Source organism: Pseudomonas sp. GR 6-02, from assembly GCF_001655615.1.
In the GTDB taxonomy this organism is placed as follows: Bacteria; Pseudomonadota; Gammaproteobacteria; order Pseudomonadales; family Pseudomonadaceae; genus Aquipseudomonas.
The window spans coordinates 3067782-3082806 of the sequence record NZ_CP011567.1; the positions used below are offsets into that span (position 1 = coordinate 3067782).

A 15025-nucleotide genomic window follows, 5' to 3' on the forward strand; every position below is an offset into this window, starting at 1 on the left:
GGGTCGTTGCGGATGGCGCATCACTCCGTTGCAGGGGGCACGGATTCTCTGCATCGACCCGTGCCCTTAGCCTTGGCATCACTTTCCCGAACTCAACGAGGTGTCATCATGCTCACGGGTAACCCCGCAGCAGCGGCCAAGGCCGAACAGCCTGCTTCACTCTCCGGCCTGATGGTCGCGTTCCTGGCATTTTGCTGCGGCGCGGTCGTGGCCAACCTCTATTACGCCCAGCCGATTGTCGAATTGATCGCGCCGCAGATCGGCCTGTCCAGCGCCAATGCCAGCCTGATCGTTTCACTCACACAGTTTGGTTATGCGCTGGGTCTGCTGTTGCTGGTGCCGCTGGCCGACCTGATGGAAAACCGGCGCCTGGTCGTGGGTTTCACCCTCGCGGCGAGCGTTACGCTGTTGTGTGCCGGGCTGACGCACTCGCCGTCGATGTTCCTCGTGTTTTCCTTGCTGATCGGCCTTACTTCGGTTGCGGTGCAGATTCTGGTGCCACTGGCGGCGCATCTGGCGCCCGAAGCCACGCGCGGTCGTGTGGTGGGCAATATCATGAGCGGGCTGCTGCTGGGCATTCTGTTGTCGCGTCCGCTGTCCAGCCTGCTGGTGGAAGTGTTCGGCTGGCGCGGGGTGTTTTACAGCGCGGCGGCACTGATGGCCGTCATCGCCCTGATCACCGCGGCTGCGCTGCCGCGCCGTGTGCCAACGCATCAGGCGACTTATGCCGCGCTGATCGGCTCGGTGTTTACCCTGGCTCGTCGCCATCCGGTGCTGCGTCAACGTTCGTTGTATCAGGGGTTATTGTTCGCCAGCTTCAGCCTGTTCTGGACGCTTGCACCGATTGAGCTGATGCGTCACCACGGTTTCAGCCAGGCGCAGGTGGCGATTTTTGCCCTGGTCGGAGCGGTAGGTGCAATCGCTGCGCCGATTGCCGGGCGCTTGGCCGATGCCGGTCACGGCCGCCGCGGAACACGGGTCGCACTGCTGCTGGCACCGGTTTCATTGTTGATCGCTGCGCTGCCCGGCAGCAGCTACCTGTGGCTGGTGGTGTGTGCGGTGCTGCTGGATTTCGCCGTGCAACTGAACATGGTGCTGGGCCAGCGCGAGGTGTACGCCATCGACCCGCACAGCCGGGCACGCCTCAACGCCGTGTACATGACCAGTATCTTCGTTGGCGGTGCCTTGGGATCGCTGGTGGCGAGCCCGCTCTACGAGCACTTCGGCTGGAACCTGTCTGCCGCGTCGGTGGCATTGCTCCCGACCCTGGCTTTGGTGATGTTCCTCGGCCGCAAGGCCAATGCCTGAGCGCCAGGCGCCGGGGAATCCGGTGAAGCACCGTCATACAAGACGGTTGGCGAACGGTGATGCACAATCACACCGTTCCCTTTTGACCGGATTCCGCTTATGGACAAGTTGCTGGCACTGAAGATGTTTGTTGAAACCGTGCGTTGCGGCGGTTATTCGTCCGCGGCGCGCAAGCTCGGCATCTCGACATCTTCGGTCACTCGCCAGGTGGCGGGGCTGGAAAACGAGCTCGGCGCCAGCCTGCTCAACCGCACGACACGCAACACCAGCGTGACCGTCGCCGGGCAAACCTATTTCGAAAAGGCTGTGGCGATTCTTGACGCCATCGACGAAGCCGATGCCGTGGTTGCCGACCGTGGCAGCGAGGCGCAAGGACGCCTGCGGATCAGCGTCCCTGTCGAGTTCGGTCGGCGGATCATCGCGCCGCATCTGGGCCGTTTGCTCGAGCGCCATCCGGGGCTGGAAATAAGCGTGTCGTTGAGCGATCAGGTCAGCGACCTGCTGAGCGAACAGATCGACGTGTCGGTGCGTCTGGGATCGTCGGTGGTCAGTGAAGACATCGTCAGTAAACGGGTAGGGGCCTTCCAGCGCTGGGTGGTGGCCAGCCCGGATTACCTGAGCCGCCACACGGCGCCGTGTCATCCTCGCGACTTGCTCGAGCACCAATGCCTGCGCTTTGATTACGCTGGTTCGCACCAGTGCTGGACGTTCCAGGGCGACAAGGAAACCATCCAGCTCAATGTGCACGGCCGCCTGCAAAGCAACAACGCCGACATCCTGCGCGAAGCGGCAATCGCCGGCGGCGGGGTGACCCTGTTGGCCGACTGGCTGGTACGCGACGATGTCGCCGCAGGCCGGCTGACACGGTTGTTGGAGCATTACGAAGTCAACCCCGGCAGTGCAAGCAGTTGCATCAATGCGCTGTACTTGCCCAATCACCGGGGCTCTAGCCGGATCAATGTGTTTATCGATTTTCTAGAGGAAATCCTCACGCCTGGCGTGTCAGCTATACAAATGGCTGGCCAGTAAAGCCACGCGGTAGCCGTTGCAGTCCGGGCATCTCGATCAGCCGTTGGGTCCACTCTGTGCGCCAGTCGTTGGCGGCGTGGGTGGCTTTGGCTTTGCGTGCGGCCCGACGTGCGGCGTTGCGTTCGGCTTTGCGCGCTTCCTTGTACGCATCGGTGTTGCGGCAGCTTCTGCATTTCACCCGGTTCAATATGCTGCTGGAAGTGAGGTTGCTGCCTTTGTGCCCGCAGGCCAGGTGCCCGCCGACTTTGAAGTGAGTGACCATGGGACATACTCCTTCGTGATGTGTAAGCGTTCGACACCTGGCGGGTGAGGGCGTTCGTTCGCGTTACGGCAGGCAAAAAAATGGCCCGCATGCGGGCGGGCCAGGGGATGTTTTCAAAGGAGCAAGTGAACTGTAGGAGTTCGGTTGTGAAGGCGGTGTGAAATGGCCGAAGGCACGAATAAAAAAAGCCCGGCAAAACGGGCCGGGTTGGGATGTAGCGCGAGTCTGGCAGGCAGGCATAACCACGGTGACGAAGAGGTCACCGCTCAGGTGTGCTGGATTGGACTCTGTCCCTGGCTCAAATAACGCGGTCGCCTGATTTGAACCGAGGCAGTGGCGGCTCGACATGTTTGAGTGCAGACAACGCGCTGCGAATCTGCGGCGTGTCCTTCTCGATGTCGTTCAAGCGGTCACGAATCCTGAGCGCTGTCGGATGCCCCCCTTGATGATCGACCCAGTCGGCGATCTCCTTGCACGCAGCAGCAAGGCGGGCCTGACGGGAGTCAAGCAGGGTGAGCAGGGTGGCGATAGACTCTTTCTCGGACATGACAATCACCTCCGTTCAAGGAAATCGGCTAAAGGGCAACAAAAAGCCCGCGGGGGAGCGAGCTTTCTGCCGATGGGTCGCTGGTCCTTCAGCTCCTTCAAGTATAGACCCGGAAAATGAAAGTGGCCGGCGTCAAGCCAACCCGTGCGAGACCGGCGAACTGGCCTCGTTAAGCCTGCGACATTCGCGCCTGGCGTCCTCTTCAAGATCGTAACCGTCACCGATAAAGCCGCGAGTACGGGTATCGATGATGCGATACCAGACGGCGGCGTCGGGCGGTGGGTGACCGGTTTCTCCGGCCCGGCGGCCATGAACGATGATCTTGTTGCAGCGTTTCACAACGAAAATGTCTTCCATGGCGTCACCGAAGCTATTCGTGTTCAGATCAAGCATAGAAGCCCATTGCGATCATGCAAAAAACTGGTGGGTCGTTCGTCGGTTCAGTGCCCCCTTGAATACGTCTCGGCGACGGGTTCAGGCCAGCACCGCCACCGCTTTGATCTGCGCCCAGAGTTGCTGGCCGGGGTGCACGCCCAGTTGATCCCGGGAGTAGCGGGTGATTCGCGCCAGCAGCGGTGTGCCGGCGGCATTCAGGCGGATCAGTACGTGAGCAGCGTTGTCGGCGCCGACTTCACTGATCACCGTGACCGGCAGGCGATTGAGGATGCTGCTCTGTTCGACGCCTTGCAGGCTCAGGCTGACATCCCGCGCCTGAACCTTGCAGCGCAATGCCTGGCCCTTGGTCATCGGCGCGTGGGCGACCCGAATGCTCAGGTCGGTGTCGGGCAGTTGCAAGGTCAGCAGCTGGTAGTCGGCGTCATAGGCGCTGACGTGCCCTTCGATCACCACGCCGGCGTCATCGCCCAGCGCCAGCGGCAGATCGAGCCGGGCCAGGGTTTCGCCGATGGCGCCGCTGGCCAAAGCCTTGCCGTTGCTGAGCAGGACGAGGTGATCGGCAAGCCGCGCGACTTCATCCTGGGAATGGCTGACGTACAGCACGGGGATGTCGAGCTCATCGTGCAACCGTTGCAGGTACGGCAGGATTTCGTTTTTACGCTGGGTATCGAGCGCCGCCAGTGGCTCGTCCATCAACAACAGTTTGGGGCTGGTGAGCAGGGCACGGGCGATGCCGATACGCTGGCGCTCACCGCCTGAAAGATTCTGCGGATTGCGGTCGAGTAAATGGCCAATCCCCAGTAACTCCGTGGCATGCGCCATGTCGACCCGCCGCTGTTGGCGAGGGATGCGCTTGAGGCCGAATTCTAGATTGGCCCGCACCGACAGATGGTGAAACAGGCTGGCTTCCTGGAAAACATAACCCAGGGCGCGTTTATGCGGCGGGACGAAAATCCGCTTGTCGCTGTCCTGCCAGACTTCATCGTTGATCTGGATAAAACCCTGCCCGGCCTGTTCCAGACCGGCGATGCAACGCAGGCAGGTGGTTTTGCCCGAACCGGAATGACCATAGAGCGCAGTCACTCCACGGCCGGGCAATTGCAAGTCGATATCCAGGGCAAATCCCGAATAGCTCAGTTTCAAGCGCGTTTGAATCATGGGTCAGCTCCAGGCCGCTTTGGTTTTACGGCTGGAGTAGAGCGCCAGCAACACTGCAAAGGAGAACACCAGCATTGCCCCGGCCAGCCAATGGGCCTGGGCGTATTCCATGGCTTCGACGTGATCGTAGATCTGCACCGAGACCACGCGGGTTTTGTCGGGAATGTTGCCACCGATCATCAGCACCACGCCAAACTCGCCGACGGTGTGGGCAAAACCGAGAATGGCCGCGGTGATGAAACCGGGACGGGCCAGCGGCACAATCACGCTGAAGAACGTGTCCCAGGGGTTGGCGCGCAAGGTGGCGGCCACTTCCAATGGGCGAGTGCCGATGGCGGAAAAGGCATTTTGCAGCGGCTGGACCACGAACGGCATCGAGTACAGCACCGAGCCGATCACCAGCCCCGCAAAACTGAAGGTCAGGGTGCCGAGCCCCAGCGATTGGGTGAAGTGGCCGATCCACCCGTTCGGGCCAAGCGCCAACAGTAAATAAAAGCCAATCACCGTGGGTGGCAGCACCAGGGGCAGGGCGACGATCGCCCCGACCGGGCCGCGTAACCAGGATTGGGTACGCGACAGCCATAACGCAATCGGAGTGCCAATGATCAGCAGGATGACCGTGGTCAGGGACGCCAGTTTCAGGGTCAGCCAGATCGCGGAGTAATCGGCACTCGATAGCGTCATTTAGAGTTGGTAACCATAGGACTTGATGACGGCGGCCGCTTTCGGCCCCTTGAGGTAGTCAACCAATGCCTGGGCGGCCGGGTTGTCCTTGCCCTTGTTGAGGATCACCGCGTCTTGTTTGATCGGATCATGCAGGTTGGCCGGAACGATCCAGGCCGAACCGTTGGTCACTTTGCCGTCTTTGTAGATCTGCGACAAGGCCACAAAACCGAGTTCGGCATTGCCGGTGGACACGAATTGGTAAGCCTGGGTGATGTTCTGGCCTTCAACGATCTTGCCTTTGACCTTGTCGGTCAGGCCTTGCTTGGCCAGCACCTGAGTGGCAGCCAGACCGTACGGGGCGGCTTTCGGGTTGGCGATGGAAAGATGCTGATACTGGTTGTCGCTCAGAACCTTGCCCTTGGCGTCGACATAACCTTCCTTGGCCGACCACAGCGCCAGCGTGCCGATAGCGTAGGTGAAGCGCGAACCCTTGACGGTGTCGCCTTCGGTCTCGAGTTTTTGTGGCGTGGTGTCATCCGCCGAGAGCAACACTTCGAACGGCGCGCCGTTCTTGATCTGGGTATAGAACTGGCCGGTTGCACCAAAGGAGGTGACCAGTTTGTGCCCGGTGTCTTTCTCGAAATCGGCAGCGATGGCCTGGATCGGCGCAGTGAAGTTGGCGGCAACGGCGACCTGGACTTCGTTCGCGTGGGCGGACCCGAAAGCGAACACGCTGAACAGGCACACAGGGGCAAAACGTGAGGCACGCATGGTCATGAAACGGCTCCGTGGTAGGCGAGTGAAACGCTATATATAAGAATATATAGCGAAATGCCTGTAAACGGAACTTGCCGGATGCGGAGTGCAAGGTAGGCAGCGAACTGTGGCGAGGGAGCTTACCTGTGGCAAGGAGGCTTTCCTGTGGCGAGGGAGCTTGCTCCCGTTGGGGCGCGAAGCGCCCCCAAAAGCTCGCGACTGCTTCGCAGCCGAACGGGAGCAAGCTCCCTCGCCACAGGTTGTGGTTAGTCGCAGCTTGATTAGCGGTGAAGCAATTTGGCCAATGCCTCATCCGCCAAACGCCGGGTAAGCTCTGCCGAAGTCAGTTCAACGCCCAGGGTGAACGCCTGCCCGGCCCAAAGGTTGCTGAAATCCGCTTCCCCTTTAGCCCGCAATGGCATCAGCGCACCGCCCGCCAAGGGGAAGGCCGGTGCCTTGGCGCTCATCGGCCCGAGTTCACGCATCACCCGATTGAGAATCCCGCGCGCCGGGCGCCCGGTGAAAATGTTGGTGACCGCTGTCTCGCTTTCCTTGGCCGTGCGCAACGCCTTGTGGTGGGACGCGCTGACCTTGGCCTCTGGCGTGAACAAATAAGCCGTACCTACCTGAACCGCCGATGCGCCCAGCATGAAAGCCGCTGCGACGCCACGCGCATCGCTAATCCCGCCCGCCGCAATGACTGGCACTTTCACCGCATCAACGACCTGCGGCACCAGCGCGAAAGTACCCACCTGGCTGCTCAAGTCATCACTGAGGAACATGCCCCGGTGGCCGCCAGCCTCATAACCCATCGCAATGATCGCATCGCAGCCATGCTGCTCCAGCCAGATGGCTTCTTCGACCGTAGTCGCTGAGGAGAGAACTTTCGCTCCGGTGGCTTTTACCCGATCCAGCAGCGACTTTTCCGGCAGGCCGAAGTGAAAACTCACCACTGCGGGGCGAAACTCTTCGATCACTTCGCAGGCCGCGTTATCGAACGGCGCGCGATTGGACACCGGCGTCGGTGCGTCGAAGTCGACGCCCAATTCCCGGTAGTACGGTTCCAGCAGATTCTTCCATTCCCGGGCGCGCTGCTCATCCGGCGGCGGAGGTTGGTGGCAGAAGAAATTGACGTTGAACGGGCGCTGGGTGTGTTGGCGAATCGTCTTCAGTTCTTCGCGCAACTGCTCGATGCTCAGCATCGCGGCAGGCATCGAACCCAGGCCACCAGCGTTGCACGCAGCAATCACCATGGCCGAAGTCGTCGCGCCGGCCAAAGGGCCCTGGATGATCGGCAGCTCGATCCTGAGCAGGTCAAGAATGCGGGTGTCTGGCCATTGGCTCATGTGCAGTGTTCTCCGACGTCGAAACAGGGCAGGGACGGTAGAAGCAAGTTTGTATCAGTAATGCCTGGCGCAAGGCCAGTCGAGTTTTTAATGCGTACAGGATGATCCGCAAGGCGCCAGCCGATGGGGATTGGCTTAAAGTCGGGTACGGTGATGGGGTTCCCTGTGTTATTTCAACAGCACGACAACTGAACGATTCCACCAGGAGGCAGTGATGTTCAAAGGCATTCTGATCGACAAAGATGACAGCGGTTACCGGGCCACGCTGCAAGAGATCGCTGACGATCAATTGCCCGAGGGCGATGTGACGGTGCGTGTGGCGTACAGCACGCTGAACTTCAAGGATGGCCTGGCGATCACCGGCAGCAGCCCGGTGGTGCGCAAGTTCCCGATGGTGCCGGGGATCGATCTGGCGGGCACCGTCGAAGTCAGCAGTCATCCGGACTACAAGGTCGGTGATCACGTCCTGCTCAATGGCTGGGGTGTGGGTGAAGGACACTGGGGCGGGCTGGCGCAGAAAGCTCGCTTGAATGGCGAGTGGCTGATTCCGTTGCCCAAGGCATTCACCGCCGCGCAAGCGATGGCCGTCGGCACGGCCGGCTACACGGCGATGCTGAGCATCCTGGCGCTGGAGCACAATGGCGTGACTCCCGAGCAGGGCGAGGTGTTGGTGACGGGCGCCAACGGCGGTGTAGGCAGTTTCGCCATCGCGCTGCTGAGCAAGCTCGGCTACCGGGTGGTGGCCTCCACTGGCCGCACCTCCGAACACGACTACCTCAAGCAATTGGGCGCCAGTGAAATCATTGATCGCGCCACATTATCGGAGCCAGGCAAACCGTTGGCCAAGGAGCGTTGGGCGGCGGTGATCGACTCGGTCGGCAGCCACACACTGGCCAACGCTTGTGCGAGCACCAAGGCTAACGGCACCGTCGCCGCCTGCGGCCTGGCCCAGGGCATGGACTTCCCGGCGTCCGTCGCACCGTTCATATTGCGCGGCGTGACCCTGGCCGGGATCAACAGCGTGACCCAACCCAAAGCCCGGCGGATACTGGCCTGGAATCGCCTGGCCAAGGACCTGGATTTCGCCTTGCTACCGCTGATCAGCCACGAAATCGGCTTGAGCGAAGCCATCGACGCCGCGCCGCGCTTGCTTGCCGGGCAGTTGCGCGGCCGGGTGGTGGTCGACGTCAATCGTTGATCGTTTCAGCATCAATCAATCAATCAAACAGACAAACTGTAGCGACAAGGAATATCGACCAATGGATGTAAAACTGCGCGAAGTGCAGCCCTTCAGCGTCTCGGGTTTGCAGGTGCGAACCCGCAATGCAGCAGAGCAGCAGCCGGATACCGCACGTATCGGCCCTATGTGGGAACGGTTTTTCGTCGAGGATATTTTCGACAAGATCGCCCACAAACAACCGGATTCCTTTATGTACGGCGTGTATTCCAACTACGAGTCCGACGCGTCGGGCCACTTCGATGTGACCGCGGGAGTGGCAGTCACCGCGCCCTCCGAGGGCTTTGCGCAGATTCAGGTTGAGGGCGGCGATTACCTGGTGTTCAGCGCCAAAGGGGTGATGCCCGATAGCGTCATTCAGGCCTGGGGCTTTATCTGGGCCTACTTCGAGGACAACCCGCTGGTTCGCCGCAAGTTCGCCACGGACTTCGAGGTCTACACCGGGCCTGAGTCCGTGGCGGTCTATATCGGCATTCAGGACCCGGACGCGTTTTCACGTTCCAGCAACTGACGCTTGCGTTCCACGCCCCAGCGGTAGCCCGACAGGTTGCCGTCGCTGCGCACCACGCGATGGCAAGGGATCGCCACCGCCAAACTATTCGCGCCACAGGCCTGGGCCACGGCGCGCATGGCTTTCGGCGCGCCGATGCGCTTAGCGATATCGGCGTAACTGGCGGTGCTACCGGCGGGAATCTCCCGCAGGGCTTGCCATACCCGCTCTTGAAACGCTGTGCCGCGTACATCCAGCGGCAAATCCAGGCCGAGGGCCGGGGCTTCGATAAAGCCGACGACCTTGGCGATCAACTGCTCGAACTCGTGATCGGCGCCAATCAGGTTGGCGCGGCGAAACTTGTCCTGCAGGTCGCAGACCAGTTGATGCGGGTCGTCGCCCAGCAGAATTGCGCAGACTCCGCGCTCACTTTGTGCCACCAGAATCGATCCCAGAGAGCACTGGCCGACGGCAAAGCGAATGTCGTTATTCTGCCCGGCCGCGCGATAGTCGCCGGGTGTCATGCCGAGCAATTGATCCGCTGCCTCATAGAAACGGCTGTTGGAATTGAATCCGGCGTCATACAGCGCATCGGTAACCGTGCCGCCATCGGTCAGGCGCTCGCGAACCTTGCGTGAACGATGGGCGGTGGCGTAGCCCTTGGGCGTCAGGCCGGTGATGGCCTTGAACACGCGGTGGAAGTGGAAACTGCTCAAACCGGCTGCATCCGCCAGCTCATTCAACGCCGGCAACGTTTCGGCGGATTCGATTTGACGGCACGCGGCAGCCACGGTCGCGGCATGTTGCGCCGCGACGTCGCTGTGATCTTTCGCGGCCCGTTTGCTGGGGCGATAACCCGCCGCCTGAGCTTGCTCGGCCGTGTCGAAGAATTCGACGTTCTGCGGTTTCGGCAGGCGTGCCAGGCTGCTGGGGCGACAGTAGATACCGGTGGTTTTCACCGCATACACAAACTGCCCGTCGGCACGTGGATCGCGCGCGACCACGGCGGCCCAGCGAGGATCGTTTTCGGTGGCGATTGTTGGCGATTGAGTTGTCATGGCTTCATGTCCGTTGACCCGTTTCATGCAGATTAACCAGCCGGCACCGACGCCACACTCCGGGTCTTGCGGTCGAATTCGACTGCATCATTGCGCAGTACGAAAAGTGAAATTGATCCGCTGTTCGCCCAGCCGCGGATGCTGGCCTTCCTTGATCGGCAATACGCCGTGGTAACGCAAACGGTCCACACCGCCCCAAACCACGATATCACCGTGAAACAGCGGCACTCGCTGGCTTTTGGCGTTGCGTTCGAGGCCGCCGAACAGGAACGTCGCCGGCAACCCCAAAGACACCGACACGATGGGGGCGGTGTAGGCGTTTTCGTTTTTGTCCTGATGCAACGACATCCTGGCCCCGGGAACATAGCGGTTGATCAGGCAGGAATCCGGTACGAACGCTATAAACCCTGCTTCTCGCGCCGCCGCCTGGGCCAGTTCGAAAAACACCTCGGGCATTTCAGGCCAGGGCGCGCCGGTCTGCGGATCGTTGCGGGTGTATCGGTAGCCGTTGCGGTCGGTGGTCCAGCCCCAGGTGCCGCAACTGCTCAAGGCCACCGACATGGTAAAGCCACCGGGCGTGACCATCTGCCGAAACGGCGCCGCTGTCAGAACCGCCTCCAGCGCCGGTAGTAACCGGTCAAGCCAGGGCAGGGCAAAGCCCCTCAGGACGTAGGATTGTTCGCCAATCTGCTCGCGCCTGGGCTGCTGCTCGGGTTCTGCGTCGGCAAACAGATCGAAGGTAATCGGGTTCATGGGCTCATAACGCATCGTGAAAGATGATTCCAAGGGTATGCCGTTTTCCACTGTGCAGGCGACTCACCCCATGACGCAGGGTCACTCGGTAATAGCCGCGAACGCCTTTAACCGGGCGCTGATTCACGGCAAAAATCAACGCGTCACCTTTCTTCAGTCCGATGACTTGCGGGCGCGATTGCATCCGTGGGCGTTGTTCGGTCAGCACAAATTCGCCACCGGTAAAGTCCTCTCCCGGTTCTGACAGCAGAATCGCCACTTGCAGCGGGAACACGTGTTCGCCGTACAGATCCTGATGCAAGCAGTTGTAGTCCTGCGGGCCGTATTGCAGCAATAAAGGTGTCGGGCGTTCCTGACCGGCGGCATGGCAGCGTTGCAGAAACGCTTCGTGGGATTCGGGGAAACGGGTCGGCAGATCCATGCATTCGTACCAGCGATTGGCGATGGGAACCAGTCGAGGGTAGAGCGCGCTGCGCAATCGGGCCACCGGATCCGGCAGCGGGTATCTGAAGTATTTGTACTCGCCACGGCCAAAACCGTGGCGCGCCATCACCACTTTCGAGCGAAAGGGTTCGGGGCAGTCGTACAGGGCGCTTATTTCATCGCAGGTCTTATGGCTTAAAAGCGATTTGATGATCGCGCAGCCATCCTGGTCGAGTTGCTGCGTAAGTTTGCCCCAGTCGAGGGCATCGTGGTGAATCGGATCGGTAAGCAAGGGTTCTGACTCCTTGACCAAAAGGTCGAGGCGGCCAGTTTAGAGAGCGTTGCGGGAGCGGGCACTCCGGCGCTTGCGGTCGAATTCGCGAGAGGGGAGCAGACGTCCATGTTGTCGCTCCAGATCGCGTTACAGCGCTTTGCTGACGCTGATCTCGCTGATGACGTCTTCGCTCTGGCCATGCAGCTTGTCAAGCGCAGCCTTGGCTTCTTCTGCAGTGCCGTTTTCAAGCTGGGCGAATTCGAAGCGACGTTCGCCGTTGAGTTTGTATTTGATGACGTATTTGGTCGTCTGGGCCACGGTCATACCTGCCTGTTCTGGTGTGGGTTCAGCTCAGCTTCGAGCTGGAGCGGCGGATGATCTTGATCGAGTGCGTCAGGGTCGGTTTGCGGGTCACGCTGATCGGCCGGCGGTTGACCGTGTCGATGGTGATGTTCCAGAAACCGGTGCTTGGCGCGGTGATCCGGGCCGGGAAGGTGTCGAATGCGCCACCGTGATACGTGTGACGGCCGCCGTTCTTGAAGCTGCGGAAGTTGGCGTCGTTCATCAAGCGGATGTTGCACATTTGGGAGCACTGAATGACGACGATGTCGTCTTCGTTGAGGTGCTCGCGCTGGTGGATAAATTTCATGAGGCGCCTCCAGAAGGGCTTTTTCTACAAAATCAAAACGATAGCATGGGCGATTGGCGCAGTTTATCAGCCCGAACAGGTTATTATCTGGCTGTCGGGGTCCGCTTTGACAATTAAAAACAGTTATTTGGAATTCTATGAGCGATAAATGCAGGGAGCCTTGGAGAAAAACAGCATTTGTGCTGTCGGAGGGTCTTTATCGGAGGTTTCATATGAAATGGGGTGTTCTGGTCGTGCCGTTTGTATTGGCAGTGGGTGGATGTGCGACGGTCTCGGACATCACTGCGTCGTTGCCTACCATGAACGTGATTTCAGGCAAGAAACCCCATGAGTACGCCCAGTGCCTGGTCGAGAAATTGGCCAGTAGCCGTGGGGCCTTGCAAGTCGAGCCGCAAAAGGATGGCATGCGGGTGATTGTGCCGCAGAAGTTCTCCTCGGGGCCGGCAGCGGTGTTTGACATTGAAGACCGCTCCGGTGGCAGCAGCATCAAACTGCATGAGCGCATCTCCAATGTGCCGTTGCGCCCATGGGATGTACGCAATGCCGCCACCGCGTGCATTTCCGGCTGATAGACTACCCCCGGTCAGCATCGATGCCGTCAAAGTCGCACTTTGACGGCATTGTCATTTCTGGAGTCGAGCATGAAACGAGAGCAGGTGCGGGAGCGCCACGCAGAGGGTCATATCTCTGCCACCCATGTGATTCAGAACCCGGCGAATCCGGGGGAGTGGATCGTATTTTTCAAGAAAAGCGCCGGGCGCAGTTTTTTCCTGGTGGATGACAACGATGAAGTCGAGTCCTTCAGCCGCCTCGACGATTTGATCGAGACGGTACGCGGGCTCGGGATCAAGTTCGCCGAAATCCATATGTAGGGCAATGGGTGCCCTACTTGCAGACCACCACCACACTGCGGTTCTTGTAATTGCCGACGTCGACGCCCAGGGTTTTGTCGCTTTCCTTGGTCGAAGGTGTACCGTCGGTACCGACAATCCGATAGCCGGTACCGGCGCAAGAGGCATCGGCTTTTTCGTAGCAACTGGCCCAGGCGTTGGCTTCCCCGGAGCAGTCGATGGTCAGGCCTTGCTCGCCATTTTTCAGGTAAGTCGTTTCTGACGTGGCGCAGCCACTCAGGGCCAGTACCGCAATCAGTGGCAAGAATCTTTTCATGTCGTGGTCGTCGTCAGTGATGGGGGCTAAACGCTATGACAGCGGCTGCAACGAAAGGTTATAGCGATTGGCCACTTCGTTGCAGGCATTCACAAAAAAGCCCTGCGCAAAGACAGGGCTGCGGTCGCGCCAGGTTCAGCTCAAGGCTTGTCTTTGCCGCGCCGCTTGGGTGCTGCGGGTTGATCCTGCAACACCGATGCCACTTCAATCGCCAACGCTTCTGTAGGGAACGGCCCGGCAATATTCTCGCCGCCGACGCTGTCTATCCACCACTGGCCGTCTTTCGCCTGATTGATCAGGTACCCGTTGACGCTTTTTGCTGCCGACATCTATCTGCCTCGTTGGCTGGTTCAGGTGCGCAATGATAGCGCCAAATGCCCTCAACGGGTGCCGATGGGTGTAGGGTGGGGCAGATTGTCGCTAGACTGATGGCCGCGCAGGTCGTCGATCTCTGCTATCTATAAGACGTTGTGCAGCTTATCTGCGGAACTATCCATCAGAATATTTCTCTATGATGGCGTCGGTTAGCCAGTGCGGGGCATTGTAAGGTGCACGCCGCCTGATTAGACTGCGCCGAAACTCGTACACACAGCCCTTTCAAGGACTTATATGATCAAGAAATGCTTGTTCCCAGCAGCCGGTTACGGTACTCGCTTCCTGCCAGCGACTAAAGCCATGCCCAAAGAAATGCTGCCGGTGGTAAACAAGCCACTGATCCAGTACGGCGTCGAAGAAGCACTGGATGCCGGGTTGACCGAAATCTCCATCGTTACCGGTCGCGGCAAACGCGCCCTGGAAGACCACTTCGACATCAGCTACGAGCTGGAAAACCAGATCAAGGGCACTGACAAGGAGAAATACCTGGTCGGCATCCGTAAACTGCTCGACGAGTGCTCGTTCTCCTACACTCGCCAGACCGAAATGAAAGGCCTGGGCCACGCAATCCTGACCGGCCGTCCACTGATTGGCGACGAACCTTTCGCCGTAGTACTGGCGGACGACTTGTGCGTCAACCTCGAAGGCGACGGCGTACTGACCCAGATGGTCAAGCTGTACAAGCAGTTCCGCTGCTCGATCGTGGCCATCCAGGAAGTCGATCCTCAGGAAACCAACAAGTACGGCGTGATCGCCGGCGAGATGATTCGCGACGACATCTATCGCGTTCACAGCATGGTCGAGAAGCCAAAACCTGAAGATGCACCGTCGAACCTGGCGATCATCGGCCGTTACATCCTGACCCCGGACATCTTCGACCTGATCGAGCAGACCGAGCCAGGCAAGGGCGGCGAAATCCAGATCACCGACGCCCTGATGAAGCAAGCGCAAAACGGCTGCGTCATGGCCTACAAGTTCAAAGGCAAGCGTTTCGACTGCGGTGGCGCCGAAGGCTACATCGACGCAACCAACTTCTGCTTCGAGAACTTCTACAAGACTGGCAAGGCTTACTGATAGCGCCTGAGCTGCTTGTATTGAAAAGCCACCTTCGGGTGGCTTTTTCATTTTTCG

21 protein-coding genes are annotated in these 15025 nt (G+C 59.8%); 7 read left to right on the forward strand and 14 right to left on the reverse strand.

The window, feature by feature from the left end:
• Nucleotides 1–108: 108 nt before the first annotated feature.
• Both PGR6_RS13605 and PGR6_RS13610 read left to right on the forward strand, forming a co-directional pair.
• Complete coding sequence (locus PGR6_RS13605) at nt 109–1308, forward strand: MFS transporter (RefSeq protein WP_064617686.1); 1200 nt, start codon at nt 109–111, stop codon at nt 1306–1308.
• Nucleotides 1309–1407: 99 nt separating this feature from the next.
• Complete coding sequence (locus PGR6_RS13610) at nt 1408–2337, forward strand: LysR family transcriptional regulator (protein WP_018929053.1); 930 nt, start codon at nt 1408–1410, stop codon at nt 2335–2337.
• Here the strand turns inward: PGR6_RS13610 and PGR6_RS13615 are convergent.
• From PGR6_RS13615 to PGR6_RS13645, 7 genes are all read right to left on the reverse strand, one after another.
• A complete protein-coding gene (locus PGR6_RS13615; protein ID WP_018929054.1) occupies nt 2315–2599 on the reverse strand; it encodes a hypothetical protein in 285 nt (94 codons plus the stop codon). The genes PGR6_RS13610 and PGR6_RS13615 overlap by 23 nt on opposite strands.
• A gap of 298 nt (nt 2600–2897) precedes the next feature.
• Nucleotides 2898–3146: a hypothetical protein gene (locus tag PGR6_RS13620; RefSeq protein ID WP_018929055.1), complete on the reverse strand. Its 249-nt coding sequence runs from the start codon at nt 3144–3146 to the stop codon at nt 2898–2900.
• A 132-nt stretch (nt 3147–3278) separates the two neighbouring features.
• Nucleotides 3279–3539: a hypothetical protein gene (locus PGR6_RS13625; protein ID WP_018929056.1), complete on the reverse strand. Its 261-nt coding sequence runs from the start codon at nt 3537–3539 to the stop codon at nt 3279–3281.
• Between the two features lie 81 nt (nt 3540–3620).
• The gene (gene modC / locus PGR6_RS13630; protein WP_064617688.1) at nt 3621–4700 is read right to left on the reverse strand and encodes a molybdenum ABC transporter ATP-binding protein; all 1080 of its coding nucleotides are present in this window, start codon (nt 4698–4700) and stop codon (nt 3621–3623) included.
• A 3-nt stretch (nt 4701–4703) separates the two neighbouring features.
• On the reverse strand, nt 4704–5384 hold the full coding sequence (gene modB, locus PGR6_RS13635; protein ID WP_018929058.1) for a molybdate ABC transporter permease subunit: 681 nt from the start codon (nt 5382–5384) through the stop codon (nt 4704–4706).
• Nucleotides 5385–6137 (reverse strand): molybdate ABC transporter substrate-binding protein, encoded by a 753-nt coding sequence (modA, locus tag PGR6_RS13640; RefSeq protein WP_374727784.1) that lies wholly within the window; start codon nt 6135–6137, stop codon nt 5385–5387.
• Between the two features lie 266 nt (nt 6138–6403).
• On the reverse strand, nt 6404–7468 hold the full coding sequence (locus tag PGR6_RS13645) for an NAD(P)H-dependent flavin oxidoreductase (RefSeq protein WP_064617690.1): 1065 nt from the start codon (nt 7466–7468) through the stop codon (nt 6404–6406).
• A gap of 214 nt (nt 7469–7682) precedes the next feature.
• Between PGR6_RS13645 and acuI the strand changes: the two genes are divergently transcribed.
• Together acuI and PGR6_RS13655 are read left to right on the forward strand one after the other, a co-directional pair.
• The gene (gene acuI / locus PGR6_RS13650; protein WP_064617693.1) at nt 7683–8666 is read left to right on the forward strand and encodes an acrylyl-CoA reductase (NADPH); all 984 of its coding nucleotides are present in this window, start codon (nt 7683–7685) and stop codon (nt 8664–8666) included.
• A gap of 61 nt (nt 8667–8727) precedes the next feature.
• Complete coding sequence (locus tag PGR6_RS13655; protein WP_064617695.1) at nt 8728–9216, forward strand: GyrI-like domain-containing protein; 489 nt, start codon at nt 8728–8730, stop codon at nt 9214–9216.
• On the opposite strand, the gene ada is transcribed toward PGR6_RS13655, so the two are convergent.
• The 5 genes from ada to PGR6_RS13675 form a co-directional block, all read right to left on the reverse strand.
• Entirely contained in the window at nt 9180–10253 is a 1074-nt protein-coding gene (gene ada, locus PGR6_RS13660) for a bifunctional DNA-binding transcriptional regulator/O6-methylguanine-DNA methyltransferase Ada (RefSeq protein WP_064621268.1), read from the reverse strand. The genes PGR6_RS13655 and ada overlap by 37 nt on opposite strands.
• Before the next feature lie 87 nt (nt 10254–10340).
• Complete coding sequence (alkB, locus tag PGR6_RS13665) at nt 10341–11021, reverse strand: DNA oxidative demethylase AlkB (protein WP_064617697.1); 681 nt, start codon at nt 11019–11021, stop codon at nt 10341–10343.
• On the reverse strand, nt 11011–11721 hold the full coding sequence (locus PGR6_RS13670) for a 2OG-Fe(II) oxygenase (protein WP_018929065.1): 711 nt from the start codon (nt 11719–11721) through the stop codon (nt 11011–11013). The genes alkB and PGR6_RS13670 overlap by 11 nt, the downstream gene beginning before the upstream one ends.
• 129 nt (nt 11722–11850) lie before the next feature.
• Nucleotides 11851–12021 carry a hypothetical protein gene (locus PGR6_RS30190; protein ID WP_086945763.1) on the reverse strand — a complete coding sequence of 57 codons (171 nt, stop codon included), beginning with the start codon at nt 12019–12021 and terminating at the stop codon, nt 11851–11853.
• Nucleotides 12022–12049: 28 nt separating this feature from the next.
• Nucleotides 12050–12352, reverse strand: coding sequence for a DUF1883 domain-containing protein (locus PGR6_RS13675; RefSeq protein WP_007900033.1), 303 nt, complete (start codon nt 12350–12352; stop codon nt 12050–12052).
• 212 nt (nt 12353–12564) lie between these two features.
• Between PGR6_RS13675 and PGR6_RS13680 the strand changes: the two genes are divergently transcribed.
• Nucleotides 12565–12921: a hypothetical protein gene (locus tag PGR6_RS13680; RefSeq protein ID WP_018929068.1), complete on the forward strand. Its 357-nt coding sequence runs from the start codon at nt 12565–12567 to the stop codon at nt 12919–12921.
• A gap of 72 nt (nt 12922–12993) precedes the next feature.
• Nucleotides 12994–13224 (forward strand): hypothetical protein, encoded by a 231-nt coding sequence (locus PGR6_RS13685; protein ID WP_007935641.1) that lies wholly within the window; start codon nt 12994–12996, stop codon nt 13222–13224.
• A gap of 13 nt (nt 13225–13237) precedes the next feature.
• Here PGR6_RS13685 and PGR6_RS13690 read toward each other — a convergent pair whose 3' ends face one another.
• Together PGR6_RS13690 and PGR6_RS13695 are read right to left on the reverse strand one after the other, a co-directional pair.
• Nucleotides 13238–13519, reverse strand: a complete 282-nt coding sequence (locus PGR6_RS13690) for a hypothetical protein (RefSeq protein WP_018929069.1) — start codon at nt 13517–13519, stop codon at nt 13238–13240.
• 140 nt (nt 13520–13659) lie between these two features.
• Complete coding sequence (locus PGR6_RS13695) at nt 13660–13848, reverse strand: hypothetical protein (RefSeq protein WP_007935646.1); 189 nt, start codon at nt 13846–13848, stop codon at nt 13660–13662.
• 280 nt (nt 13849–14128) lie between these two features.
• Between PGR6_RS13695 and galU the strand changes: the two genes are divergently transcribed.
• Complete coding sequence (gene galU, locus PGR6_RS13700; RefSeq protein ID WP_003182953.1) at nt 14129–14968, forward strand: UTP--glucose-1-phosphate uridylyltransferase GalU; 840 nt, start codon at nt 14129–14131, stop codon at nt 14966–14968.
• Nucleotides 14969–15025 lie beyond the last annotated feature (57 nt).

What these genes read in the sequence shown, in the direction of transcription:
- PGR6_RS13605 (WP_064617686.1), top strand. Translation starts at nt 109, where the DNA reads ATGCTCACGGGTAACCCCGCAGCAGCGGCCAAGGCCGAACAGCCTGCT.
- PGR6_RS13610 (WP_018929053.1), top strand. Translation starts at nt 1,408, where the DNA reads ATGGACAAGTTGCTGGCACTGAAGATGTTTGTTGAAACCGTGCGTTGC.
- PGR6_RS13615 (WP_018929054.1), bottom strand. Translation starts at nt 2,599, where the DNA reads ATGGTCACTCACTTCAAAGTCGGCGGGCACCTGGCCTGCGGGCACAAA.
- PGR6_RS13620 (WP_018929055.1), bottom strand. Translation starts at nt 3,146, where the DNA reads ATGTCCGAGAAAGAGTCTATCGCCACCCTGCTCACCCTGCTTGACTCC.
- PGR6_RS13625 (WP_018929056.1), bottom strand. Translation starts at nt 3,539, where the DNA reads ATGCTTGATCTGAACACGAATAGCTTCGGTGACGCCATGGAAGACATT.
- modC (WP_064617688.1), bottom strand. Translation starts at nt 4,700, where the DNA reads ATGATTCAAACGCGCTTGAAACTGAGCTATTCGGGATTTGCCCTGGAT.
- modB (WP_018929058.1), bottom strand. Translation starts at nt 5,384, where the DNA reads ATGACGCTATCGAGTGCCGATTACTCCGCGATCTGGCTGACCCTGAAA.
- modA (WP_374727784.1), bottom strand. Translation starts at nt 6,137, where the DNA reads ATGCGTGCCTCACGTTTTGCCCCTGTGTGCCTGTTCAGCGTGTTCGCT.
- PGR6_RS13645 (WP_064617690.1), bottom strand. Translation starts at nt 7,468, where the DNA reads ATGAGCCAATGGCCAGACACCCGCATTCTTGACCTGCTCAGGATCGAG.
- acuI (WP_064617693.1), top strand. Translation starts at nt 7,683, where the DNA reads ATGTTCAAAGGCATTCTGATCGACAAAGATGACAGCGGTTACCGGGCC.
- PGR6_RS13655 (WP_064617695.1), top strand. Translation starts at nt 8,728, where the DNA reads ATGGATGTAAAACTGCGCGAAGTGCAGCCCTTCAGCGTCTCGGGTTTG.
- ada (WP_064621268.1), bottom strand. Translation starts at nt 10,253, where the DNA reads ATGACAACTCAATCGCCAACAATCGCCACCGAAAACGATCCTCGCTGG.
- alkB (WP_064617697.1), bottom strand. Translation starts at nt 11,021, where the DNA reads ATGCGTTATGAGCCCATGAACCCGATTACCTTCGATCTGTTTGCCGAC.
- PGR6_RS13675 (WP_007900033.1), bottom strand. Translation starts at nt 12,352, where the DNA reads ATGAAATTTATCCACCAGCGCGAGCACCTCAACGAAGACGACATCGTC.
- PGR6_RS13680 (WP_018929068.1), top strand. Translation starts at nt 12,565, where the DNA reads ATGAAATGGGGTGTTCTGGTCGTGCCGTTTGTATTGGCAGTGGGTGGA.
- PGR6_RS13685 (WP_007935641.1), top strand. Translation starts at nt 12,994, where the DNA reads ATGAAACGAGAGCAGGTGCGGGAGCGCCACGCAGAGGGTCATATCTCT.
- PGR6_RS13690 (WP_018929069.1), bottom strand. Translation starts at nt 13,519, where the DNA reads ATGAAAAGATTCTTGCCACTGATTGCGGTACTGGCCCTGAGTGGCTGC.
- PGR6_RS13695 (WP_007935646.1), bottom strand. Translation starts at nt 13,848, where the DNA reads ATGTCGGCAGCAAAAAGCGTCAACGGGTACCTGATCAATCAGGCGAAA.
- galU (WP_003182953.1), top strand. Translation starts at nt 14,129, where the DNA reads ATGATCAAGAAATGCTTGTTCCCAGCAGCCGGTTACGGTACTCGCTTC.